Raw genomic sequence first — 25,992 nt, 5'->3', positions numbered from 1 at the left:
ACTCGATAGGCCATGCTGGGGAGCCTATCCTTGATTCCTTTTTTAATATGTGTGAATTTTGCATAGGTCATCGCCCCTTTCTTATAGAATCAAGGGTTAGTATTCTAGGAAATTTAAATTTACGGAAGATCCCGTGAATAACCCAATTGCATTACCGCCAAGCATCTTATCGATTTGAGTCTCGGACACTCCGTTTTCCCTTAGCTGCGGAAGGATATCGGTGAAAATATGGCCTGGCTGCCAGTTTTCCATGATTTTTGCTACCTGTTCAGGCATAACAGGAGGACGGCCGAGCCAGATATTCACAGTATCATGGGCAAGTAAGATCTGGTCCTCATACCCTGCAGTAAGCAAAGCAAGAAGAGTCTGTACCCGCTGCTGATCGAATGGTGCTCCCACCATCCCCTGGATCCCAAAGCGGTCAAAGCCGATCCTGACGCCCTGGTCAAGCACTTGTTTGTGATATTCTGGGTCTGTATTCCCACACATATGGCCAATGATGATTTTTGCTGGATCCGCTCCATTTTCGATCAATAGCCGAACCTGTTCGGGACCCATTGTACCTTCCTGTGTATGGGTCAAGATCACAGCTCCTGTTTCCTGCTGGATGCGCGCACCCGCACGGAAGAACATTTTTTCGTATTCTGTGATTTCGTCTTTGCTTGAAGCCAATTTGATGACTCCAGGCTTGATTCCTGTACCTGCAATGCCTTCGGTCAGCTCCTTCTTGAACATTTCATAAATTTCTTCTTCAGCTGTACCTAAAGCCTGCCTGAATTTGAAATAGGGGGTTGCTCCTTCGCCTTCATAATAATAGCCTGTTGCACAGATGATCTGAAGTCCTGTCGCCTCAGATATTTTCTTTAAAAATTCCGGGTTTCTGCCACATTCATTTGGTGTCGGATCCACGACAGTCTGGACACCGAAGCTCTGCATATGCCTGACAATGTTGATTGCCTCTTCCAAAGCTGCTTCCTCATTGAAAGCACCTAGCGTCACATCGCCCTGGAAACCTGGATAGCCAAAAATAAAGTGTTCATGAATCAAAGTCTTTCCCAATTGCTCTGCATTAATTGGACCGGTAACCGTATTAATCTTTGCCATACTGTTACCGCAGGTCTTTTTAAGGTTTTAAAATCAGCTTTCCTTTCGTTTGCCGGGACTGAAGAAATTGCTTTCATCATGATCCTCATTAGTTGCCTGTAAATTCAGGTTTCCTTTTTTCCTTAAACGACCACCTGCTAAAGCAGGTGGATTTTGACATAAATGTCGACGACTAAAGTCGTTATTCAAGGCTGAAGTCCTTCTTAAAGCCCCTAAGCTGAAGCATACTCCAAATGAGACTGAACTCATTCTTCAATCTTGAATATGTCGTTCTTTTCTTCATTGAACTGGTTTGCAATATAGTTTCTTATTATTTCTTCCGTCACTGTACCAACTGTTGCACAAAAATAGCCTCTGGCCCATAAATGTTGACCCCAGTACTTCTTTTTTAGTTCTGGGAACTCGTCTTGCAATAACCTCGATGATCTCCCTTTCAGATATTGCAATATTTTACTCGGAGCTAGACTTGGTGGACATGATAGTAACAGATGAATGTGATCTTTTCCTACACTACCTTGCAAGATTGTTATGCCTCTTGCTTCACAGCCCTGCCTTATTAGTTCCCGCGTTCTTACCGCTATTGGGCCACGCAACACCTTGTATCTATATTTTGTTACCCAAATCACGTGATATTTTATATCAAATACCGCATGACTATTTTTCCTGTATCCGTCCATACTCTCACCTCATCACTTAGTATGGACACGCAAGGATAAGGCTAAAAGCTGATACCGTCTAAAGACGGTGGAGTTAGACCACGCATTTGTAAGTTAAAAGCTGCAATACCTTCTTGATGGTCCTCTGTTGAAACCATCATCGTCTGGGTAATACGCTCCTGCTCAAGGATTTCCTCTAAAGTTGCGGCCATTGAATGGTCAATCAGCTTTTTGATCATGCCATACGTCCGTGTTGGCCCATTGGCTAATTTACTGGCTAGTTTTATCGTTTCCTCTTGAAGGTTTTCCAATGGCACAAGGTAGTTGATGACTCCCAGCTGGTACAAGCGTTCTGCTGGAATAGGTTCTGCGGTGAACATAAATTGTTTTGCCAGGTGAGGTCCAACCAGCCGCGGGACAAAATAGGAACCGCCCCCATCAGATACTAGGCCTACCTGGGAAAAACTCAGGGCGAATTTACTGTCGTTCGCCGCTATGATCAAATCACATGCCAATGCCAGGTTGAAGCCAGCGCCAGCAGCAAAACCATGTACTGCAGCAATGATTGGCTTCTCTGTATCCTTAATGGTGAGGATGCATTCATTCAATTTGCCGATATGGTCATAAACGCCAACGGCATTTGCCTGTCCCATCGTTTTCACATCTCCTCCGGCACTGAAGGAGCGGCCGGAGCCAGACAGTATGATTACTTTGACATTGAGGTCCTCCTGGGCCTTCTGGATTTCATCTGTCACTCCGAGAATCATTTCCGGGCTAAAAGCATTCAGGCTCTCAGGCCTGTTAAGCGTCAATGAAAGAACGGCTCCGCTTCTGTTTACAATTAAATGGTCACTTGTTTTAACTTCTGTCATATCGCTCACCCTTTCGAATTAACTATTTGATTAACCATCCGCCATCGACAAGGACATCTGATCCTGTATTCCGCTTCCGGCTCCTGTAATAAGCGCTACCGTTTCTGAGAACCTCAAACCAGGCACCTCCTGATTAGAATCAAATACAAATCATTCATTTTTCAAGCAAGTAAAAAATTATTTTTTAATGCTTCTTTGAGCAATTCAGGCAACACTTCACTCTTTTGATTTTTAAAATCGTAATACACAATGATGGCATTTCCCTTGGCGATTAGCTCATTCGTTTGCGAGCAGACGATGTCATGCTCAAGATGGAAGCTTTTTGACCCGATTCTTGACACATATGTTTTCACAGTCAAAAGCTGGTCAAAGTATCCCTGGCTGACAAAATCGCATTTGGTTGACGCTAGTATGAATTTCCACTCATCCAATTTCATGCTATAGCCTAATGATTCAAAAAAGCGGATTCTTGCCTCTTCAAGATAGACAAAATAACTTGTATTGTTGATATGTCCTAAGGCATCCGTTTCGCCAAAACGGACCTGGATTTGAATGTTCTGCATCTATTTATCCTCACTTTCTCCCTACCGACTGGTTAGTATGTTAAAGTTTTTAATCCTCTTCCTATTTTATTCTTTAGTTGATTTCAATTCCCTTTAAGATCATTTCGACAAATATCTCCGCTACTTCCCTGTCAGAAACCTTGCCATCTGGATTAAACCACTGATAACTCCAATTAGCTGCACCGAGTATTCCAAACGTAACAATGACCGGGTTTAAATCCTTACGGAATTCCCCAATTTCGATTCCTTCCCGGATTAACCGTTCCACGTTCAGCCTAAATTCATCCCGTTTGTCGATAATCTGTGCCAGTCTGGCATCGCTTAAGTGCCGCATCTCTCTAAAAAAGATTCTTGCTGATGTCCCTTTTGTTTTAATGCTGCTGATCAGCATATAGACAGTCTCGAACAATTTTTGTTTGCTTGTCGATGGATCAGCCAATATCTGTTCTTGTCGGCCGAGCAATTCGTCGATATATCTCAGGTGGATATCCATGAGAAGCTCTTCTTTGCTGGAAAAATAATAATAAAAAGACCCTTTTGTCACACCTATAGAATTAACGATATCCTGGATGGATGTCTCACTGAAGCCTTTTTTTTCAAATAATTGAATGCTGTACTCGATTATTTTTTCTTTCACTTTGTTGTCCTCGCATTCCTACTAGTCTGCACAAAAAATATACCGTTTTTCCCCATCGTTTATTCATCTACTAACCGGTCGGTATGTATTTTTAACTTTATTATATCGTTTATTTTGAAATATTCAACTATTAGTCTAAATATTCTAAAAAATAAAATGCCGCCTTATAAAACATATTAGGCGGCATTATTTTGACCAATATCACGGTTTCTTCCCTTATACGTAGATTTAATTTTTATCCTTTCTAAATTCATCCTTTTCAAGCATTAGTCGAAACATTTCAAACAACAAGAAGTTAAAGAAGATCCAAACTCCACCATATACATACCCACCTACAATGTCACTAGGAAGCAAATGAGTCGATGCAATATTTGCAATCGCTAGACCTACTAATAAAAATAATCCGATTACAGGAATAACAATAGTCCAATAATTCTTTTTTGAATGCCGAACGAGTAAAAATATACAAGTTCCATAAATGATCATCACCAAAGTTGCTTTCAAATCAGGAAAATTCGCCGAATGAAATTCCCCCATGAAACCTAGTGTTTGAAGGAAAGAAAATAGGTCCATGATGATGGAACGAAAAGGAATACCTCCAAATATTGTTACCACCAGTAGAAGATATTCGAGTAATCGGTTTCTCTGTTTTACCCAGATACCTATGAGGGTTACAGCAATTACACTTCCAAATGCAAATGGCTGTTGAAATGTTAATAACCCGTTCATCCAGTTCATGTAAATAGCAGTTTGAATGACATATTCTGTTATTTCGTTAAACTCAGCAAAGTCATTGGCCAGATAATCCTGTGTTAACCCAAACATCAGGACCACTAAACCAATGAGCGCTAAGAAAAGAAATACAAGAAATATTTCCGTAGCCCTAATTGTCCTAAAATAATTAGTTACCCATGTTAACCAATGAATGAAAAAGTTTTTAATTTGATTTTTATAAAACCGATAAACGAGATAACCCACTATCAATCCAGCCAAAGCAATAAGAAAACCAACTAAATATTTACTTGCTGCTTCGTGGAATATTTTCCAGTTCGGCCCCAATACTTTTCCTAATGTAATAAAACTGCTTCCCCATAAAATAGCACCAATATATGCTGGGAAAATAAATTTCCGAAACGGCATTCCGGAAATTCCTGATACGTAGCCAGTAAAGTGCCTAACCCCTGGGACGAAATAAGCAAAGATCAACAATTTACTCCCTGACCGTTCAAACCAAGCGGCTGTTTTTTTATATCTTTCGGGACCTAGATGTATATATTTTCCGTATTTCTCAATAAGCCTATAGCCTCCAACCTTGCCAATCCAATAGGTAACTGTAATTCCTGCACCTGCCGATATAAATGAAGTCAGCAGTGCAAAAACATAATTCATTTTCCCTTGATAAACAAAGTAGCCCGCATAGCTCATCAATAGTTCCCCTGATATTGGAAAAGCTAGAAGCTCAAGAAAAATCCCAATAAATAATGTCAAATAACTGTGTTGTTCAAATAAAGTGATTAAATAGGACATACATGCCTCCAAATTAGTTCAAGGTCAAGAAGAATAGAATGAGATTTTTTTATTACAATAATTCCAATCCGGCAGGTAAATGCAGTATTACCTTAGTTCCCTCTCCTTCTTTACTTTTTAAGGTAATTTCCCCTTTGTGTAATTTCACAATCCTATTCGCAATATGAAGCCCTAAACCTGATCCGCCTGTTTCCCTGCTTCTTGCTTTATCCACACGGTAAAATCGTTCGAAAATATTCTCAATTTCTTCTTGGGGAATACCAATACCATGATCTTCCACACATACAATAGCATTTCCCTCCATTTTTTTTAAAAAAACATCAATGTTTTTATTGCTATATTTAATGGCATTATCAAGTAAAATAATAATAACCTGCTTAATCTTTAATTCGTCCGCTAGAATAAGTATTGGCGATTCCTCAAAATGCAAGATAATATCTCTTTTATAAACATGTTTTAGTTGTTTAAGAATGGATTGGCACAATGAAACCAAATTGACTAAATTCATTTCCAACTCAACTTCTTTCTCTAAAGAAGCTACATCTAAAAAGGTTTCCGTCATTTTTTGAATTCTTGTTGCCTCTGTGTGAATGGCTTGTATAGCTTCATCGGCCATTTCCTGATCTTTCAATCCATGTCTTCTCAGCAAGTTGGCATAACTTTTAATAACGGTTAAAGGAGTCTTCAATTCATGGGATGCATCCGAAACAAATTGAGACTGCTTTTCAAAGTTTTCCTCTAGTCTATCAATCATCAAGTTAAATGTATTGGCTAATGTTTGAAGTTCATCCCTCGTTTCGCTATGAATAATAATTTTCTTAGGAATACCGCTTCGTTCAATATCTTCCATCGTCTGAATCATATTAGTAATCGGCCGCATGATAATATTTGCTAGCCATCTTCCACTTAGTAATGATAAAATAACCGCTAAAAGGGAGCTAACCCCTAGAATCCATAATAGTATATCTTTCCTTGATTCTAAGCCAATTAGTTCCTTACCAATCTCCAGACTTCCTTTTACATTAAGTCCCTCTTTCAACGGAACACGAACGATTAACACCTGCTTTTCCTTTTTTGCTAATGATATTCCCCGTCTTTCAGACTCCTGTGTATCCACATATTTTCCTTTTATTTTTTCAGCAAGCGGCTTTTCATTTGTTACTTCATATAGGACTTGGTTGTCGGCCTGTAAGATGCGAATATACGAGTGTTCTGTTAAAAGCGCTTTTAATTTACTATTGATTTGTTCAGGAGTATAGTCAGTCTCGGCCTGAAAATACTTTACAATGTCATCTGCTTTTTGAATCGTGGTATCTTTTTCCATATCAACAGTCGTTTTCATAAATAAAATAAACACGATAATATTGATTATTATTAAGGTAAGGAGCATCCAAGCGGTGGTTAACAGACTAATCTTTAATGTAATCCTCATCTGAGTTCTCCCCGTATTGAATACCCGATGCCTCTAACAGTGGTGATCAAAGGAGAAGCAAAACCATCATCAATCTTTTTTCGTAAATGACGAATGAACACATCAATCACATTCGTTTCTCCCTCATAGTCATATCCCCATACGTTTACAAGGATACTTTCACGTGTAACCACTTTATTTTTATTTACAATTAGATAGACCAATAGGTCGTATTCCTTCGGCGTTAAGAGGATGGATAGGCCATTTCTTACAACCTCTCTTGTATCGGTATTAATAACTAGATCTTCTATAGACAGCATCGAGTCTTTTATAGAATTATGGCGGAGACAGGAACGAATTCTTGCTAATAATTCTTCAATTTCAAATGGTTTTGTTATATAGTCATTAGCACCCTGATCCAACCCACCTACTTTATCAAACGTGGTATTACGGGCGGTAAGGAGAATAACAGGAATCTTCTCGTTTTCTTTTCGTATCCGTCTTAACACCTCGATGCCACTTAATATAGGCAGCATCACATCTAATAAAATTAAGTCTATGTCTTTATGTAAGGCTGCTTCCAGCCCAGCCTTCCCGTTATGCTCTACCGTCACCTGATATCCTTCATATTCAAGCTCCATCTTCAAAACACGAGCAATTTGGATTTCATCTTCTACGACTAAAATATGGGTTTTCATGCAACATTGCCCCCCTAGCAATAAAGTATAAAGGTATTTGTTATTGTTAGTATAAAAACTAATTGTATCAGCAATTTTTTTAAAACTTCTTATTTTCATTGATTTTTAATGAACGGGAGTGTTTGGAATCCCAGTAAGATGTGTATGGATGTGTCCACAACGAAAAACGAGACTGGATCTATTCATTTCTAATTAATCAGCAAGCCTATATGTTGACAATATAAAGAAGAGCATCGAAACATCGATGCCTGATGGATTTTATCTATTTGTGGCTAGCCTTTTTGCCTGATTCTTTCCACTACAGTGCCGATTTCGTCAGGTTTCGCAAATTCGACTGGAGAAAAGCCTTTTTCAAAGGTTACTGCGTCTGCTTCAATTATTAAGACATATTTTCCATTTAGTTTTGCCAGGTGGATGCTGTCACCGTAGTCGGCAAGCAATCCTTTGACCGAAACGTGATCAAGCTTCATCTTTAATTCGAGCTCAGGTGTATGCTCGATTAGCTGCGCGGCAGCCTCGATGACTTGTTCCGGTTCAAATCGTTCTTGCAGTTCCCTTTTTTCGCTGGCAGCCCAGATTTCCATGGCGTTTTCGAGCTGTTCGCGCTCTTCACTTTCCGGCTCGAAGGTTTCCTCCATGTGCCCGCGGACCATTTCGATGACTTGAGTTTTGACGATTTCGGGCATGGACTGTCCATATTCTACATATTTCAGGAAATCCTCAAAATAACGGGAATGAGAAGACTGGTTGATTTTCAATTCATTATCCTGGATCATGCCTTCTTCTGGCATAAAAGGATACTGGATGGACTTCATATTCTTCGTTGTAATGGCCATTTCCACCTGACGGATCAAGGTAGTTTCATCAGAAATGGAAGCAACTTTCGGCTCGAAATCACATTTCAGAATGAACACAAAAGCATCATCAAAATATTTACGAAGTTTTGCCTTGGCGACAATGAAAGCTCCTCCGCGGACAGCACTCGTATCCACATAGGCAATGGCGAATTTCTCACTCTCCTGCTGGAAATCCTCCTTTGATTCTGAAAAGCGCGCCCGGTGAAAAAGATTATAGTTTGGGTTTGAGGTCAGGTCATGCCCTTCCTCAACAATGAAGGAACCAATCTTAGTCGGAACTTCATCTGTTTTTGGATGGCGTTCAACCTTTCGTTTGACGATTTTTGCGAATTCACCATCCAGGAAATCTTTTAAAGGACTATTTTCATATTCTTCCTCGTTCAGAGTCTGGAAATGTTTATATCTTTTATCTGCCTGATCGCCTTTTCCTTCTACCTGAACAACGTAGAAGGAAAGGTATTCCACTTCAAATTCCATGATCGATCTCCCTGGTGACTATATTTTGGCTCTATCTAAAAATCTCTTCCTTGTCTCGATTAATTCATGAACACAAATTGAGTTTTGCTGCCTGTTTGTGTGGAGATAACCTCCAGCCTTGCATCAATTCGTTCTTTTAGTTCTGGAACGTGAGAAATGATGCCAACAAGTCGTCCGCTGCTCTGAATATCAATCAGGGCTTCAATTGCCTGATCGAGCGATTCTGGATCAAGCGTTCCGAAACCTTCATCAATAAACATGGTCTCCAGTGATACTCCGCCAGCGTAATTCTGAACCACATCCGCAAGACCAAGAGCCAATGAAAGTGCTGCCTTGAAACCTTCGCCGCCAGATAGGGTTTTGACATGCCGTTCCTGTCCTGTATAAGCATCAAGCACCAAAAGTTCCAGGCCACTTTGAACATTGCCTTTTGATCGGTCCGTTTTTCTTAATAATCTGTATCGGCCACTTGTCATCTTTTGCAGCCTGACATTTGCCTCCCGCAGAATATCATCGAGGAACGCAGCAAGGACGAAGCGTTCAAATGTCACTCTGTATGTGTTCTGGCCTTTGGAAATTTCATATAGATGGCCGACCAGTTTGTATTTTTCCTCCAGCTGCTTCATTTGTTCGTTTAATGAGACAATCTGTTTAAAAATAGACTGATTATCACGTTTTTTGAGATTCAAATCCTGATAGGTCTCATCCGCTTCTTTTATCTTTTGATTCAGTTCTGAGAAACTAGCTTGAAGTGTTTCCAGATCAGGTTTTTTAACATCCTTCAGCATTTCCGAGAGTTCTGTAAACCGGTCCCGGACCGAGCGAACTTCTTCCCGATAATCTCTTACTTCCATTTCAAGTCGCAGGATTGCCTGCTCGGGGGTCTTAGACTGGTGATATGCCTGATAATTTTCGAATCCCTGAGCGACCATGTTATTTTTAAACACTTCCCGTTCTGCGGCTAACCTTGCTTCAATTTCCTTCAAACGCCTTTCTGCTTCTTCAAGACGGGCTTTCTCCGTTCCTAGCAATTCCTTGGCGTCCTGGAAATTCTTTCGCGCCAGCTCCATTTCCTGTTCCAGCTCTTTTCGATGCTGTTCTGCGGTTTGCAACTTTGCTTCGAATGCTTGCAGTGACCGAAGTTGTTCCGGAATTTTCTCTGTCATTCTCGCTAGCGTAGTCTTGTTTTCGGTATACTGGATAATCAGTTTTTGGTATTCGTCTTCGAGCTCTTTCAATTGCAGCTGCAATTTTTCCTTGCCTTCATCATATCGTTTTATTTCTGCCCTTATTTTTTCAAGCGATTTTTGTTTTATTGCGAGTTGATTCTGCTCTTTTTTCAGCTTTTCAATATCACCCTCTGTCATGAGGATGACATCCGCAATCTGTTCCATTTTAAAGTCAGGACGGAAACCGAGGATTTCAGCCATTAATTCCTCGCCATTTGTGTTTAATGATCGCAAAGTTGTTTCAGCTTCAATAACCGTTTTCTCAACAGCACTCTTTTCTTTCTCAAGGACGGAAACTTGCTTCCTGGCTGCTTTTAAATCCTCTTCTGTCGGGATAAAGCCTTCATCTGCCCGTATTGGAGCTGGATGATGTTCGGAGCCGCAGACGGGACAGGCACTTCCTTCTTGCAATTTTCCGGCTAAAACGGCAGCCTGGGAGTGCAGCCACCTTTGTTCTAGCTCTTCTGCTGCAGCTTTCCCATCATGATGATGAGAAACAACTTGGTTCAGCAGCCCTTTCGTTGTTTCAAATTTTGCTTTGGCCAAATGCGTTTTTTGTAGGTGATTTTTAAATTTAGTTAGCTTGTCCAATTCGCGCAGGAGCTTTTCTAATTGCCGGTCATTCTCAAGATAAGTGAGTTGAGCTTTTTCCGCCTCTTCCTTCTCAATTTGCAGAACCTTAAGACGATCTTCTGCTGTTTTCAGGGCGTGTTCACCATTTTCACGGTCTTGATTTTTGGAATCAAGGGATCCTTTCATTTTCTTTACCTTGGAATCAATACTGGCAAATGCTAGGACTTCTCCTCTTATATTCTCAAGCAAGTTCACTTGTTCTGCTGCGGCTTTCCTTTCAGGTTCCCGGTCCATTTGTCTTTGGTGCTCCCGTTCCGCTTCTTCCCGTTTCCTAGATAACTGTCCAATTCGCTGGGAAATCTGGGACACCTGGTTCGTCATGGAATCAAAATCTGCTTTCAAGTTATGGCACAGCTGTTCCTGGGCATTGAGCAGGGCAGCTTTTTTAGCAAATACCGTCTGCGTTTCTTTTTCGGCAAACAAAGCTTGCTGGGATTCTAGCTTTTCCTTTGCAGCTTTCAATGTCTCAAGCGATTGGATCTGTTTCAAAGTGGCTTCGGCCTCGAACAAGCGCTGCTGCATTTGATCACGGTCTAGTTGCAGGTTTTCACGGGCTTTCGCAAGTTCCTGAAGCTTGCTCTCCATTGCGTCGATTTCGTTTTTTAAAAGCGGAAGAATAAGCGTGTCATTCACGCTGCCTGCAGCGATCAGTTCTTTGAGCTCATCGTTTTCAACCGCTTTAATGCTTCGCAGCTGAGCACTCCTTTTTTCGACCTGGTCCTCGACCATCTTTTTCAAAAGTGTTGCTTCTTCTTTTAATTTTTCTTCCACTTTTTTATAAATTTCCGTATGGAATAATCTTTGCAGGATGATTTCCTTTTCTTTGCTGTCAGATGTCAGCAGCTTCCGAAATTCACCTTGCGGAATCATCAAAATTTGTCGGAATTGATTGCTGTCAATGATCATAATTTCCTTTATTTTTTCATCTGCTTCACGAACATTGGAAGCCAGCAGCTGGATGTCACCATTTTCGTCAATCAGGTAAAGCTCTGCCTTGGCTCCGACGGTGGTTGTTCCTTCGCCTGATTTCTTTTTCCGCTCCTGTTGCGGAGACCTGGTGATTCGGTACGTCTTTTGACGCAAGGAAAAATCGAGGGAAATTTCAGTCAGGGTATCCTCTTCTGCAAACTGGCTACGCAGGTCAGTGCCATTCCTGTCCTCTCCGCTTGCCTTTCCATAAATCGCATAACTGATTCCATCGAATATCGTTGTCTTTCCTGCACCCGTTTTACCGGAAATAACAAACATTGTCCTGTTTTCCAGCTCTTTAAAATCAATCGTTTCTGTACCTGCATATGGCCCGAAAGCCTGCATCGTCAGTTTAAGAGGTTTCATTTTTGCCCCTCCTCTTTTAAAACTTGGCCAATCACGTCCGTCATAATGCCCTGTTTCTCCTCAGTGAATTCGCTCGTCGTCATTTCCTTGTAAAACTGTGCAAAAAGCTCCAGTTCAGACTTTTTTTCTTTTCTGATGGAGCTGAAGTGCTGCCTTTGCTTTTGGTCGATAGATTCGATTTTCCGTTCAAGATGCAAGACATTTGGAAAAACTTGACGCAGCTTGCCCATCGGGTCAATGATCGCACCATCATCCAACAACGTTACTTTTAAATAATCCGTGGTGTTTTCTTTTTCATAAAAAGAAGGATCCAAAAGCTGTTCAAGTTGCCCTTCCAGTTCACGCATATCCTGTTTCGGTTTCAGGCTCCTATAGCTGATTTCGAAGCTTCCATTCTCATTCATTTTAACAATGGAGACTGACTTGCGCTGTTTTGCCTCTGAAAATGAATATTTTAAAAGAGAGCCAGAATATTTGACCTTGTCATGTTTGATCGCATCAGGACTGTGAAGATGCCCTAGTGCCGTATACGAAAATGGATCAAATAAATCCTGTGTCACACAGCCAGAACCGCCCACCGAAAGCGCCCGCTCAGAATCACAGGAATCCCCTCCAAGAACGAAGGCATGTCCGACAAACACATTCGGTTCGTTCGGATTCAGGTTTTCTTCCATTTTGCCAATGACAGCTTTCATTGCATCCTGATGGGAATGAATCGAAGCATCGCCGAGCAAATGCCGGATTACGCCAGGTTCAGCATACGGAACCAGATGGAAATTGACCCCTTTGATATGTACAGGTTTAAACTCATTCGTCCATTTGCCGGTTAAGTAAAAATGATTATGACGGTACCAAGAGCTCCCGAACGACAGCCGTTCGGCACTATCGTGGTTCCCGGCTATCGCTATAACGGGGGTGTTCAGCTCGACATTGATTCTGAACAGAATTTCATCGAGCAGCTCCACCGCATCAGTCGGCGGTACAGATCTGTCATATAGATCTCCAGCAATCACAACTGCGTCCGGCTGTTCCTCAGCAACAAGATCAACAAATTGATTCAATACCTCCCGCTGGTCTTCTGTCATATAGATGCCGTGGACAAGCTTCCCAAGATGCCAATCACCTGTATGGATAAATTTCATAGTCTTCCCCTCCCAAACTAAAACTCTTTTAATGCCTCTCGTATTCTTGCGTAAGTTGAATGCTATTATTATATCAAACACATAAATTTAATGCGCACTCAAATGAAGGAAACAAATACAAACTAGTTCACCACTTTAATTTAATGATTGACAATTTTCTATATCAGCTGTAATATTTAGAGAAATTTAATAATTCCATTTATGGAATCTTATCGAGAGAAGCTGAGGGTCCTGGCCCTATGAAGCTTCAGCAACCTTCAACTTTGTTGAAAAGGTGCTAATTCCAGCAAGTTTTCAAAAACTTGGCAGATAAGAAGTTGGCTGATCATTTTAAAGTCTTCTTCTTGAGAAGGCTTTTTTGTTTTTTACAAGTCAGCATTTTAAAACAAATATAGTCTCTGGCCGATCAATCATGAGGAGTGAGTACATTGGTGAAAATCGATACAAAGTTAGCACAGCTAGGCAATAGGAGTGAATCTGCGACCGGTGCGGTGAATCCTCCCATTTATTTGACAACAGCGTATCGTCATGAAGGGATTGGACAGTCCAGTGGTTATGATTATGTTCGTACTGGCAATCCTACTCGCGAAATTTTGGAAAAGGCAATTGCCGACCTCGAAGAAGGAGACCGTGGATTTGCCTGCAGCTCAGGAATGGCGGCAATTTGGACCGTTCTCTCGCTTTTTAAGTCTGGGGATGAATGGATTGTCTCAAAAGATTTGTATGGGGGTACATACAGACTTCTTGAGCAAGGATTTAAAAAGTGGGGATTACATAGTACCTATGCAGATATGTCAAATTTACTAGAAATCAAGGCAGCCATCAATCCCAATACAAAGGCACTGTTTGTGGAAACACCGACAAACCCGTTAATGGAACAGGCAGATATCGAGTCCATTGCTCAGATCGCCAATGAGTACGGGATCTTGTTGATCGTTGATAATACTTTCTACACTCCCCTTCTCCAAAAACCTTTGACTCTTGGCGCTGATATTGTGATCCACAGTGCGACGAAATACCTCGGGGGACATAATGATGTGCTGGCAGGATTGATTGTTGCAAGAGGGAAAGAAATTTGCGAGTCCCTTTTCCTCCATCATAATGGGGGCGGGGCGGTTTTAAGTCCTTTCGATTCCTGGCTTCTCCTTCGTGGCATGAAGACATTGTCACTAAGGATGGAGCGACATGAGCAGAATGCCAAGAAGCTGGTTGACTTCTTGAAAAAACATGAGTCTGTAAAGGATGTTTTTTATCCCGGAAGAGGCGGAATGATTTCGTTCCGTGTCCAGTCTCCCGCCATCGTCGATCCATTTTTGAAAAGCTTGTCTATAATCACTTTTGCTGAGAGTCTTGGAGGTGTTGAAAGTTTTATTACCTACCCTGCTACTCAGACACACGCTGATATTCCACCTGAAATTCGCGAACAAACCGGCGTCTGTGAGCGGTTGTTGCGATTCTCTGTCGGTATTGAAGATTACCGAGATTTGCTAGATGATTTGCAAGCGGCTTTTAAAAAAGCGGTGGAGAAGGCTGATTTACAGAAGGAGGGATTAGAATGAGTTTCCTGAAACGAATGGAAAATGAAATTTTAATAGCGGATGGTGCAATCGGTACCCTGCTCCATTCCTATGGAGCAGGAACCTGTTTTGAAGAGTTGAATCTCTCCCAGCCTGAAGCGATCATAAAGATCCATAAAGCATATATGGATGCTGGAGCTGATCTAATTCAGACGAATTCATATGCTGCCAATTATATAAAACTAGAAAGATATGGACTTGAGGATCAAGTGAAGGAAATCAATAGCGCAGCTGTCCGGCTTGCCCGTCAGGCAGCAGGCAGCGAGGCTTATGTTTTAGGAACGATGGGCGGCAATCGCGGCATCAGGCCATCAGCCATCCCGATTGAAGAGATCAAGCGTAGCTTCAGGGAACAGCTCTATTGCCTGCTTCTTGAAGGAGTGGACGGAGTGCTGCTCGAAACCTTTTATGATATGGAGGAAATCGAGACTGTATTGGCAATTGCCAGAAAGGAAACAGATTTGCCGATCATTGCTCATGTAACGCTCCAGGAAATCGGCATTATGCAGGACCAGACTCCTCTTCAGGAAGTTTTTAACAGGCTGGAAAATCTGGGTGCTGATATCGTCGGACTTAATTGCAGACTAGGGCCTCATCATATGATTTCGAGCCTCGAACAGATCAAGCTTCCGACAAGAGCATTCTTATCGGTGTATCCAAATGCTGGTTTGCCAGCGTACACAGATGGAAAATTCCATTATGAGGGCGACCCGGAATATTTCAGAAAGTCGGCCCGCAGCTTTCGTGAACAAGGAATCAGGCTGATCGGTGGGTGTTGCGGTACTACACCAGAACATATTAAAGCATTAGCTGATGAACTAAAGGGGTCGCAGCCAGTTAGCAATAAGCTAGTCGCGGCAAAAAAAGTCAAGGTTGTGGCGGCACCAGCAGATGTCAAACGGCCAGATGCTCCTCTGCATGAATTAGTAAAAGAACGACCTTCGGTGATTGTCGAGCTAGACTCTCCGCGGAAACTCGATACTAAACGCTTTTTTGAAGGAGCGAAGGCGTTAAAAGAAATAGGAATCGATGCTTTGACACTTGCGGATAATTCACTTGCTTCACCCAGAATTTCCAATTCAGCCGTTGGCCATCTGGTTAAAGACAAAATTGGAATGCGTCCGCTCGTACACCTGACTTGCCGGGACCGTAACATAATCGGGCTGCAGTCGCATTTAATGGGTCTGCACACACTTGGCCTTCATGATGTCTTGGCAGTTACCGGAGACCCTGCCCGAGTCGGGGATTTTCCTGGAGCGTCGTCTGTTTTTGACGTATCTTCCTTTGAATTAATTGAGATGATCAAACAATTGAATTCAGGACTCTCCTATTCTGGCAAAGACCTTGGGCAAAAAGGAGCATTTTCGATCGGAGCAGCCTTTAATCCAAATGTCCGCTCCATAGATAAAGCAGTCCTGAGGATGGAAAAGAAAATCAGGGCTGGTGCAGATTATTTCATAACCCAACCGGTCTACTCTGAAAAAATGCTATTAGCAGTCCAGGAAGCTACAAAGCATCTGGATACACCTATCTATATTGGGTTGATGCCGCTTACGAGCAGCAGGAATGCAGAATTTCTCCATAATGAAGTTCCCGGAATTAAGATCTCACAGGAAATACTCGAAACGATGGCGAAATTCAATAACGAACCGCTTCAATCCAAGAAAGAAGGCATTGCCATCACGAAGGGTTTGATCGAAGCAGCAGCTGAATTATTTAATGGCATCTATTTGATCACCCCTTTTATGAATTATGAAATGAGTGTGGAATTAGCTCGTTATGCTAAAGAATACAGCAGCCATCTACAGAGGAGGAAACAAAATGTCAACCTTGTTAACTGAGCAGATGAAACAAAAAATCCTGATCATGGATGGCGCCATGGGAACAATGCTCCAACAGGCTAATCTTTCCGCGGATGATTTCGGCGGGGAAGAATATGAAGGCTGTAATGAGATCTTGAATCTTACTGCACCAGAATTGATTAAACAAATACATCGTGAATACTTAACTGCCGGCGCAGACATCATTGAAACCAATACATTCGGTGCTACCAGTTTAGTCCTTGACGAATATGGCTTAGGGCATAAAGCGTATGAAATTAACAAGAAAGCAGCTCTGATCGCCAGGGCCGCTGCGGATGAAGCGTCTACTCCTTCCCAACTTCGATTTGTTGCTGGTTCCATGGGCCCGACAACCAAAACATTGAGTGTTACCGGGGGATCCACTTTCGAGGAAATGTCGAAAACATATGAAGAACAGGCACTCGGATTGATCGATGGTAAGGTGGATTTGCTGCTGCTTGAGACGAGTCAGGATCTGCTTAATGTCAAAGCAGCCTATAGTGGAATCAAACGAGCTTTCGAAATAAGCGGCAAAGAACTTCCCATCATGATTTCAGCGACAATCGAACCAATGGGCACTACACTAGCCGGCCAATCAATTGAAGCATTCTATATTTCGGTTCAGCATATGAATCCAATCGCCATCGGGCTGAACTGTGCAACAGGGCCTGAATTCATGCAAGAGCATCTGCGCTCTCTGTCCTTCCTCTCCCAGTCCGCAGTCAGCTGCTATCCAAATGCAGGACTGCCCGATGAAGAAGGTCAATACCATGAAACACCTGATACCCTTGCGCAGAAGCTATCCGATTTTGCCACGCATGGCTGGCTGAATATTGTCGGAGGCTGCTGCGGCACCACTCCGGCTCATATAAAAGCGATTTCGGAAAAAATGAGAGCACAAGAGCCAAGGCAGACAGAAGGAAATCGGCATCATATGGTATCTGGAATCGAACCCTTCATCTATGATGATCCAACATTAAGACCAATCATGGTTGGGGAACGGACCAATGTGATCGGTTCGCGGAAATTTAAAAGATTGATTTCTGCAGGAAAGATAGAAGAAGCAGCAGAAATTGCAAGAGCTCAGGTTAAAAATGGAGCCCATGTTATCGATATTTGCCTTGCAGATCCCGACAGAGAAGAACTGCAAGATATGGAACAGTTCATTCAGGAAGTTGTCAAAAAAGTAAAGGTTCCACTGGTGATTGATTCGACTGATGATGCAGTCATTGAAAAAGCGCTAAGCTATTGTCAGGGAAAGGCGATCATCAACTCCATCAATTTAGAAGATGGCGAGGAGCGCTTTGAATCAGTTGCTCGACTGATCCACAAATACGGAGCCGCAGTGGTGGTTGGCACGATTGATGAAGAAGGGATGGGTGTTTCCGCTGAACGAAAATTGGCGATTGCCCAACGATCCTACGACCTGCTTGTCAATAAATATAAGGTACCGGCGGAGGATTTGATTTTTGATCCGCTTGTCTTCCCAGTCGGTACCGGCGATGAACAATATATCGGTTCAGCAAAAGCGACTGTTGAAGGCATCAGGATGATTAAGGAAAAACTTCCGGAAACTCAAACAATCCTAGGAATCAGCAATGTTTCTTTTGGTCTGCCTCCGGTAGGCCGAGAAGTATTGAACTCTGTTTTTCTTTATCACTGCACCCAGGCTGGCTTGGACTATGCAATTGTGAATACGGAAAAGCTCGAGCGTTTTGCTTCCATTAGTCCTGAAGAAGTAAAAATGGCGGAAGATTTACTGTTCGATACTAAAGATCAAACACTAGCTGATTTTACCGATTTTTACCGAGACAAAAAGAAGGAAACAAAAAGTACCCTGCCTGATATGACCCTAGAAGAAAGGCTGGCCTACTATGTGGTTGAAGGAACGAAAGAAGGCCTTCTCCCTGACCTGGATATTGCAGTGGAAACCTTTCCTGCCCCACTGGATATTATCAACGGTCCATTGATGGATGGAATGAAAGAAGTTGGCAGACTTTTTAATGATAATCAATTGATCGTGGCGGAAGTTCTCCAAAGCGCAGAAGTCATGAAAGCAGCTGTATCTCACCTCGAGCCGCATATGGAAAAAAACGATACAACCGCTGCTAAGGGGAAAGTGCTTCTTGCTACTGTAAAAGGCGATGTCCATGATATTGGCAAAAACCTTGTTGATATCATTCTCAGCAACAATGGCTACAATGTCGTCGATCTTGGAATCAAGGTTGCACCAACTGCGCTTATAGAGGCAATTAAAAAAGAAAAACCTGACATCGTCGGCCTTTCGGGTCTACTGGTGAAATCCGCACAGCAAATGGTGCTGACGGCACAAGATATGAAGCAAGCAGGCATCGATCTTCCGATAATGGTAGGAGGCGCGGCCCTTTCAAGGAAATTTACTGATACGAAAATCGCCCAGGAATATGACGGACTTGTATTATATGCAAAAGATGCAATGAACGGGCTTTCTCTAGCCAATCGACTGCAGGAACCGGACGGGCTTGAACAGTTTTTGCAAGAACAAAAGGACAAGCAAGAAGCAGCCTTAAACAAGCAAGAAATCATCATTCCTGGCCGGAAATCTGCCACTGCTGTGCTTGAACGTCCAAAAGCACTTCCAAAGGCGCCTGTCTTTATTCCGCAGGATTTGAATAGACATCTCGTAAAAACGTATACCCTTTCTCACATCGAGCCATATATCAACCAGCAAATGTTGTTAGGCCATCATCTGGGCCTAAAAGGAAAAGTAGAAAAATTGCTTGCTGAATCAAATGAAAAGGCAGTCAAGCTGCATGAGGTTGTCCAATCCCTCACAAGGGAAGCAATAGCAAACAAATGGATCAATCCTGCTGCCGTTTACCAGTTCTTCCCTGCCCAGTCAGAGGGGAATAGACTATTTATTTTCCACCCTGAGCAACAAGACCAGATCATTGAAACCTTTGAGTTCCCACGCCAGGAGGTTTCGCCCGGTCTTTGTCTGGCAGATTACGTACGCCCTGTTTCAGACGGAATTAAGGATTATATAGCGATGTTTGCGGTAACCGCAGGAGCAGGAATCAGACAAGCTGCAGACAAGCTGAAAAGCAAAGGAGAATTCCTGGAAAGTCATGCCCTTCAAGCCCTGGCACTTGAAACTGCAGAAGGCTTTGCGGAGTTACTCCATCGCCAAATAAGGGATCGTTGGGGATTTCCGGACACAGCGGAAATGACGATGAAGGATCGATTTTCGGCTAAATATCAGGGTCAGCGTTTTTCCTTTGGATACCCTGCCTGTCCAGACCTGGAAGATCAAAAAAAGCTATTTAATCTCCTCCAGCCAGAGGATATCGGCATACAGTTAACTGAAGGCTGCATGATGGAACCCGAGGCTTCCGTAACGGCAATTGTATTCTCACATCCAGAAGCCAGATATTTCAATGTTTTGAAGAATTAGCAGTAGATGCATGCAAGGGGGCTTCCTCCCTCTTGCTTTTTTCTGTGGTCCTATTTTCCTAATCTACTCAAGAATCGATTGAAAAGTTTCACGGAACGAAAAAAGAGATTCAAAAAGAATCTCTTTAAACTGTTTTGGCTGTAGGGACATTGAATTTTCTTTTTTGAATGAATAGTAACCTTAGTGATAAAGAGATCCCGGCTGCTAGCAATCCGGCGGTAAGGCCAATCCAGTAGCCAGATGCTTCAAGCCCGGTATATTGTGCGAGCAGATAACCTACTGGCAAACAGATGAACCAGTATGCAATCAGCGTGATTACGAAGGAAATATTCACATCCTTATATCCGCGTAGAACCGCTAACGCAGTAGCCTGAATGGCGTCGGAGATCATGAAGAATAATGCATATATCAAAAATTGACCGGTTAGCAAAATGACGGCAGGTTCATTCGAGTAAAAACCTGCGAGCTTATATCGGAATAAAACGACAAGTAAGCCTGCACCAATCGCGATGAGCGCAGCCAAATAAATCCCAAGCCAACTATAAATTTTGGCATCTTTATAACGTTGAGCGCCTACTTCGAACCCAACCAACACGGTTAACGCCATCGAGATACTCATAGGAATCATATAAAGGAAGGAGACAATATTCAACGCGGATTGATAGGCTGCAATCGTGGTAATATTGAATTTACTGATTAGAATGGTCACAACAGCAAACATGCTCGTTTCAAAAAAGATAGACAAGCCCATCGGAACACCGATTTTTACTATTTCCTTTACTTTCTCCCATGAAAATTCCTTGAAAAATTCCAGTCTAACAAACTCGGAAAATGGCTGTTGCTTGATAATAACGACAGCTGTCATTGCCGCAATTAGATAAAAAGTAATGGACGTTGCATAACCAGCACCTGCCCCACCAAGTTCCGGAAAGCCCCAATTTCCAAATATGAAAACATAATTAAAGAAAAAGTTGATGGGAAGTGACATGAGCAAAATATACATCACTACTCTAGTTTTTCCAAGCGCGTAGATGAAGGACCTAAGAACATTAAAGATGAATAATGGGATAATACCATAGCTTAAGCCGACCAAATATTGATAGGCCGTTTGCTGCACACTTTCTGGCAGATTCATGGCATTCAGAATAGGAGTTAGCAGAAAAATTCCTAAAATAATCACGAGTCCGGCAATAATCAGAGCCAAATAAATTCCATGGGTGAGAATCGAGGAAACTTCCTTTCCCTTCTTTTCTCCAAATCGCTGCGCGGCAATCGGGGAAACAGCCAGAAGAATTCCACTAAGACCTGTAAAGACTGGATTCCAGATTGAAGACCCAATCGCTACCCCAGCAAGATCGGAAGAATTATATTTTCCTGACATAATGGTATTGAAAAAGACCATGGAGAACATTCCTAATTGGGTGATCAATATCGGGATTAACATGACTAAAATTTGCTTTATTTTTTCTTTTGTCGAAAAAGTCTGGTACATCTGTCTACTCCTTGAATTGGTTGATTTTTGAACAAACACATGCAAAAATGGGTCCTTATACAGCTTAATGAACAAGCAGCCTATTAGTCAACAAGAATTACACTAAAAGGCCCCCTGAAATCCAGGGGGTCCTTTTAGTTATTAGCCAATTTTTGAGAGTGTTTCTTGGCAGGAACTTTTTTGCCAATGGTGTCTTCTGCTTGAGTAGCGCGTTTGATAAAGAAAGCGAGCACCAACGCAATGGCGGTAAGAATGACTGTCACAAAAAAGGCATCGTTAATTCCATGCAGCATTGCCTGCATCGCAATCTGCTGTTCCATTTCTGCTTTTGCAGCTGGGGTAACAGCTTTGCCTGCTGCTGCCGCCTGTTTAAACGCATCGGCTGCCAGCTCTGTACCGTAGCTTTTAGCGCGAGTGGACATGACAGTCACCAATAATGCTGTGCCAATAGCCCCGGATACCTGCTGCATCGTGTTATTCATAGCTGTACCATGAGGATAATATTTTACTGGTAATTGGTTTAAACCATTAGTCGAGACTGGCATATTGACCATCGACATACCCAACATCCGAATAGTGTAAAGGATGACCAGCTGGGTATACGTTGTTTCCAATGATAACTGGCTGAAATAATAACTCGTTATAAGTGTAATTGCCAGACCGATAATGGCCAATAACCGTCCGCCAAACTTATCAAATAATCTTCCAGTTACAGGTGACATGACTGCCATTACGATCGCACCAGGCAAAAGTAATAACCCTGCATCTATCGGAGAAATCCCTCTGATTGTCTGGACGTAAATTGGCAGCAAAAGCATGCCAGAGAACATCGCCATGGTGACAATCATTGAAATAACAGATGATAAGGCGAACATTGGATATTGATAGATCCTGAAATTAAGCATCGGTTTTTCCTGTCTCAATTGACGCAAGATAAAAGTTACCAATGACACAGTACCAATTGTTAACGTAACATAAACATTTGGACTATCCCAGCCCTTTGAGCCAGCAGAGCTAAAGCCATACAACAGCCCGCCAAAACCGATGCTGGATAGGGTAAGTGAAATGACATCAAGACGCATACTCACTTTTTCTTTTTTATCTTTAAGCAAAATGGAGCCAAGCAATAAAACAATTGCTGCAATTGGTGTGACAAAATGGAACAGCATTCTCCAGTCATAATGCTCAATTATCCAACCGGAGAGTGTCGGACCGATTGCCGGTGCGAACATCAGCACCAGGCCAAATACCCCCATTGCCGTTCCTCGTTTTTCAATTGGGAAACTGATGAGCATGACATTCATCAATAATGGCATCATGATGGCAGTACCTGATGCCTGGATCATCCTTCCTGCCAATAATAGTGGGAAAACATGGGCAGCACCAGCCAAAATAGTGCCTGCTGTGAATAATCCCATTGCAATTATGAATAACCGTCTTACTGAGTATTTTTGAATCAAATAAGCACTAAGTGGAATCATCACTCCGCTGACAAGCATGAAGCCCGTTGTCAGCCATTGTACTGTGGTTGCCTCTACTTTCAAGTCTGCCATGATGGTGGGCAAGGCTATATTAAGCAATGTATTATTTAGAAAAGCAATAAAAGCTCCGACTAACAAAACCGCGATGATGCCGTAAGGTGGTTTTTCGGGTGCTTTAACGTTTTTTTCCATTGTGAATTTCCCCCTTTATTGTTCACAAATAAGTAAACAATGTGATTGCATAAACAATAGCATATACTAAAGGTCTAATTTTTGCAATGCTTTTAAACTACTGTTATAAAGAGGTTTGTAAAGTGTAAAGATTTCAGGTAGTATTTATTTATACTAACGTTCCAAAAAAGGTTTAGGTGATGAAATGAACGACAGAAAACGAAATGTCATCGAAAAAGCACACGAGCTCTTCATCGAAAAAGGATTTCACGCAACCTCTATACAAGATATCCTAGATTACAGCGGAATATCAAAGGGAACTTTTTATAATTATTTCATATCAAAAAATGAACTGCTCATGGAAATCTTCAGGGCAGCCTTCAGGAAAATGGAAATGGCCCGAGACGCCTTATTACTTGGACAGGATGCAGGTGATCCTGAAGTTTTCATGAAGCAAATTGAACAACAGATGACAGCTAACAGAGAAAATAAAATTATTCCCCTTTTTGAAGAAGTATATTTTTCTGGTGATAATGAACTAAAGCAATTCATTGAAATAGGTCAAATGAAAATTTTACGATGGTTTTCCGACAGGCTTGCAAATATCACGGATGATCATTGCAGTCCGTACCTACTGGATGCTGCCATTATGCTGAATGCTATGCTCATTCAATATGTCCGATTTTATCGAAAAGCCTACGGGAATTCGGTAAGTATGCTCCCTGTTGTTCGTTATAGTGTCAACCGAATCCTAAACTTAATGGAGGAAGTTACACTGTCTCAGGAACAGTTGCTGTCTCCCGAACTTCTTGATGTATGGCTCCCTGTTTCTAATAGAGAGGCACTCGACTGGAGATCCAAAATTCATTCTGTTATTTCTCGTTTGAAAAAGCTTGATTGCAAAAATAAAGTTCATCTCCAAAAGCTAACTTTTCTTGAAGAAGAACTCCGGTCAAAGGAACCAAGAAAATTTCTGATCGATAGCATTGTTTTCTCGATGTCAGCGGATTTTAATCGAGAAACACATGAATTACAAGCTTTGATCGATGAACATTTGCTTGAAAAGGCATAAAGATACCGTGGACAAAAAAGCACGAGCAGCAATCCATTAGATTTACTGTCCATGCTTTTTTTATTATTTTCATCCAGATTTCTATCCATGAATTCATTCCGGCTTCGATCATTCACCTTTTCCTTCTAGTTTCTGTGTATAATACGCCACGAGTTCCGGATATTCCTTCAGGTTTGCTATTCCTTCGTTTGTTAATGCGTAAATGCCTCTCTCCACTCTCTCAAACCATTTATAATAGTTTTTCTGAAGGATGGATGGTGTCTTTTCGCCTGTTCCGAGGGCCACAAGTGCTTTTGGGGACATCTGTCCAAGCTTTTTAAGATAGCATGCTATATGGATACTATTTTCTTTATAGACGGTCATGATCTTCCTTTTATTGCTGCCGCCAATATTATAGTCGGCGCTTCTTCCCTCAATTTCCTTGAGTAAAGCTGCTTTTTTACGGTGGTTCTTGTTCGTCACACGAGTAAAGGGTTCTGGATGAAGTTTAAATTCAATGGATTTTCGATTGCCGGTAACCGTTACAATAATCAAGCCAACTTCCAGCCTTTTTAACAGGTGTTCGACATCATTCCATCGTTTTCTTGATTGCTTTTTTGGTTTCGGAATGGCTATGTACACCAAATCAGTAAGGCGCAGCCTTCTAGTTGCCTGAAGCAAAAGATCAATATTTAATGTCAGTTTTAATTCGACAATGATAAGGTTTCCGTCTTTTACAGCCGTTAAATCACAGTCATGCACTTCCCCGTTTACCCGATACCCTTGTTTTATAAAATGATCTTTAATTGGCCCATAAAGATCTGCTTCATATAATTTAGTCATGTTCTAAAGCAAACTCCCTTATGCACTAGTGAAATTCACATTCCTCGTTCCAACTCTTCTGCAATTGCGGTTGTTAATTTTTGTCCGCTTTTTGGCAAGGAACTCTTCATAACCGCATTCATTACTGTCGCAAGGGCACCTTCTGCTGTCAATTCAAGAAATCCGGTCATCTTTGTTTTATTGATTTGAACTGTTTCGGCATGAAAATAACCATTCCCTTTCAGATTTTCATTGATTCCATCTAATTCAAATAATACTCTACTAGGCTCGATCCATTCTTTGATTGTTACGAGCAAACTAAGCTTCTTTTTCAAAACTCCGACCGTCTCCCTGAAAGTCCAACTAGACTGGTTTTCATTCAGCTTTTCATGGTTGATATAACCCGGCAGTAAAGGAGCCCAATTATCCATCTCTTTAACAAAATCCCAAACCTTTTCTATCGGAACATCAATGATTACTTCGTGCTTACTTTCTGGCATAATACTCTCCCCTTTCCATGAAAAATACAGATAAACTACAGCACCAGGGAAATCCCCCATGAAAAAACTTATTTTCGTCATAAATTCGTCTTTAGCCCGTCAAACTCTCTCTGTATTCTAAGGTTGTAGGACAGAATGATAGATAAAAAGGAGAGATTGACATGAACAAGAAATTTATGATTTCAACAGTAGCAGCTATCGGACTTTTAACTGGAGGAGGTATTTTGCTGGCAAATGCTTCATCCCCAGCTCCCCAAGAGAATACGATACAAACAACTCAAGCTGAAGAAACAAATACGAATACACAGGTACAGGGTCAACAAGGCAAAGGACAACAAGGTCAGGGACATCAAGGTCAAGGGCAGCAAGGTCAAGGTAAGGGTCACAATCAAGTGAAACCGGATCTAAGCCAAGCCACCTCCGATCATCCGTCTTTAAGTCTCGTAGATCCTTCACTGGAAGAAATGCTTGACTTCGCCATCC

20 protein-coding genes and 1 riboswitch are annotated in these 25,992 nt (G+C 41.8%); of the genes, 5 read left to right on the top strand and 15 right to left on the bottom strand.

Annotated features, from left to right (window positions below; genetic code table 11):
* Nucleotides 1-96 precede the first annotated feature (96 nt).
* The 11 genes from UB32_RS03150 to UB32_RS03100 all read right to left on the bottom strand — a co-directional run bounded on the left by UB32_RS03150 (nt 97) and on the right by UB32_RS03100 (nt 13,141).
* Entirely contained in the window at nt 97-1,104 is a 1,008-nt protein-coding gene (locus UB32_RS03150) for a phosphotriesterase family protein (RefSeq protein WP_044391135.1), read from the bottom strand.
* 245 nt (nt 1,105-1,349) lie between these two features.
* On the bottom strand, nt 1,350-1,781 hold the full coding sequence (gene tnpA / locus UB32_RS03145) for an IS200/IS605 family transposase (RefSeq protein WP_044391133.1): 432 nt from the start codon (nt 1,779-1,781) through the stop codon (nt 1,350-1,352).
* 41 nt (nt 1,782-1,822) lie between these two features.
* Nucleotides 1,823-2,632, bottom strand: a complete 810-nt coding sequence (locus UB32_RS03140; protein ID WP_044391131.1) for an enoyl-CoA hydratase/isomerase family protein — start codon at nt 2,630-2,632, stop codon at nt 1,823-1,825.
* A 161-nt stretch (nt 2,633-2,793) separates the two neighbouring features.
* A complete protein-coding gene (locus tag UB32_RS03135) occupies nt 2,794-3,195 on the bottom strand; it encodes an acyl-CoA thioesterase (protein WP_044391130.1) in 402 nt (133 codons plus the stop codon).
* Between the two features lie 73 nt (nt 3,196-3,268).
* Nucleotides 3,269-3,832: a TetR/AcrR family transcriptional regulator gene (locus UB32_RS03130; RefSeq protein ID WP_044391128.1), complete on the bottom strand. Its 564-nt coding sequence runs from the start codon at nt 3,830-3,832 to the stop codon at nt 3,269-3,271.
* Nucleotides 3,833-4,060: 228 nt separating this feature from the next.
* The gene (locus UB32_RS03125; protein WP_044391126.1) at nt 4,061-5,359 is read right to left on the bottom strand and encodes a VTT domain-containing protein; all 1,299 of its coding nucleotides are present in this window, start codon (nt 5,357-5,359) and stop codon (nt 4,061-4,063) included.
* 52 nt (nt 5,360-5,411) lie between these two features.
* A complete protein-coding gene (locus tag UB32_RS03120; RefSeq protein WP_044391124.1) occupies nt 5,412-6,791 on the bottom strand; it encodes a sensor histidine kinase in 1,380 nt (459 codons plus the stop codon).
* The gene (locus UB32_RS03115; RefSeq protein ID WP_044391122.1) at nt 6,788-7,468 is read right to left on the bottom strand and encodes a response regulator transcription factor; all 681 of its coding nucleotides are present in this window, start codon (nt 7,466-7,468) and stop codon (nt 6,788-6,790) included. Before UB32_RS03115 ends, UB32_RS03120 begins: the two co-directional genes overlap by 4 nt.
* Nucleotides 7,469-7,740: 272 nt before the next feature.
* Nucleotides 7,741-8,802, bottom strand: a complete 1,062-nt coding sequence (locus UB32_RS03110) for a DUF3900 domain-containing protein (RefSeq protein ID WP_044391120.1) — start codon at nt 8,800-8,802, stop codon at nt 7,741-7,743.
* 59 nt (nt 8,803-8,861) lie between these two features.
* Complete coding sequence (locus tag UB32_RS03105; RefSeq protein WP_044391118.1) at nt 8,862-11,999, bottom strand: AAA family ATPase; 3,138 nt, start codon at nt 11,997-11,999, stop codon at nt 8,862-8,864.
* Nucleotides 11,996-13,141 carry an exonuclease SbcCD subunit D gene (locus UB32_RS03100; RefSeq protein WP_044391117.1) on the bottom strand — a complete coding sequence of 382 codons (1,146 nt, stop codon included), beginning with the start codon at nt 13,139-13,141 and terminating at the stop codon, nt 11,996-11,998. The genes UB32_RS03105 and UB32_RS03100 overlap by 4 nt, the downstream gene beginning before the upstream one ends.
* A gap of 206 nt (nt 13,142-13,347) precedes the next feature.
* Nucleotides 13,348-13,457, top strand: a riboswitch (SAM riboswitch).
* A 112-nt stretch (nt 13,458-13,569) separates the two neighbouring features.
* Here UB32_RS03100 and UB32_RS03095 point away from each other — a divergent pair.
* The 3 genes from UB32_RS03095 to metH are packed head-to-tail and all read left to right on the top strand — an operon-like array spanning nt 13,570 to nt 19,992.
* Nucleotides 13,570-14,700, top strand: a complete 1,131-nt coding sequence (locus UB32_RS03095) for a methionine biosynthesis PLP-dependent protein (protein ID WP_044391116.1) — start codon at nt 13,570-13,572, stop codon at nt 14,698-14,700.
* Entirely contained in the window at nt 14,697-16,559 is a 1,863-nt protein-coding gene (locus tag UB32_RS03090; protein ID WP_044391115.1) for a bifunctional homocysteine S-methyltransferase/methylenetetrahydrofolate reductase, read from the top strand. The genes UB32_RS03095 and UB32_RS03090 overlap by 4 nt, the downstream gene beginning before the upstream one ends.
* Complete coding sequence (gene metH, locus UB32_RS03085) at nt 16,540-19,992, top strand: methionine synthase (protein ID WP_044391114.1); 3,453 nt, start codon at nt 16,540-16,542, stop codon at nt 19,990-19,992. The genes UB32_RS03090 and metH overlap by 20 nt, the downstream gene beginning before the upstream one ends.
* 124 nt (nt 19,993-20,116) lie before the next feature.
* Here the strand turns inward: metH and UB32_RS03080 are convergent, their stop codons facing one another.
* Both UB32_RS03080 and UB32_RS03075 read right to left on the bottom strand, forming a co-directional pair.
* Nucleotides 20,117-21,484, bottom strand: a complete 1,368-nt coding sequence (locus UB32_RS03080) for an MATE family efflux transporter (protein WP_044391113.1) — start codon at nt 21,482-21,484, stop codon at nt 20,117-20,119.
* A gap of 134 nt (nt 21,485-21,618) precedes the next feature.
* Nucleotides 21,619-23,157 carry a DHA2 family efflux MFS transporter permease subunit gene (locus UB32_RS03075; RefSeq protein WP_044391112.1) on the bottom strand — a complete coding sequence of 513 codons (1,539 nt, stop codon included), beginning with the start codon at nt 23,155-23,157 and terminating at the stop codon, nt 21,619-21,621.
* A gap of 184 nt (nt 23,158-23,341) precedes the next feature.
* Between UB32_RS03075 and UB32_RS03070 the strand changes: the two genes are divergently transcribed.
* The gene (locus tag UB32_RS03070; RefSeq protein WP_044391111.1) at nt 23,342-24,208 is read left to right on the top strand and encodes a TetR/AcrR family transcriptional regulator; all 867 of its coding nucleotides are present in this window, start codon (nt 23,342-23,344) and stop codon (nt 24,206-24,208) included.
* Between the two features lie 108 nt (nt 24,209-24,316).
* Here the strand turns inward: UB32_RS03070 and UB32_RS03065 are convergent, their stop codons facing one another.
* Complete coding sequence (locus UB32_RS03065; protein ID WP_044391110.1) at nt 24,317-25,030, bottom strand: DUF2161 domain-containing phosphodiesterase; 714 nt, start codon at nt 25,028-25,030, stop codon at nt 24,317-24,319.
* Between the two features lie 35 nt (nt 25,031-25,065).
* On the bottom strand, nt 25,066-25,509 hold the full coding sequence (locus UB32_RS03060) for a CoxG family protein (RefSeq protein WP_044391109.1): 444 nt from the start codon (nt 25,507-25,509) through the stop codon (nt 25,066-25,068).
* 161 nt (nt 25,510-25,670) lie between these two features.
* Between UB32_RS03060 and UB32_RS03055 the strand changes: the two genes are divergently transcribed.
* Nucleotides 25,671-25,992, top strand: a 322-nt coding sequence (locus UB32_RS03055; protein ID WP_044391108.1) for a hypothetical protein, incomplete at its 3' end; no start/stop codon positions are given.

Origin of the sequence: Mesobacillus subterraneus (assembly GCF_000934845.1) — a bacterium.
Classification (GTDB): Bacteria; Bacillota; Bacilli; order Bacillales; family Cytobacillaceae; genus Mesobacillus; species Mesobacillus stamsii.
Note: the sequence above shows the minus strand (reverse complement) of the source record. Positions and strands in the feature narration are given on the sequence as shown.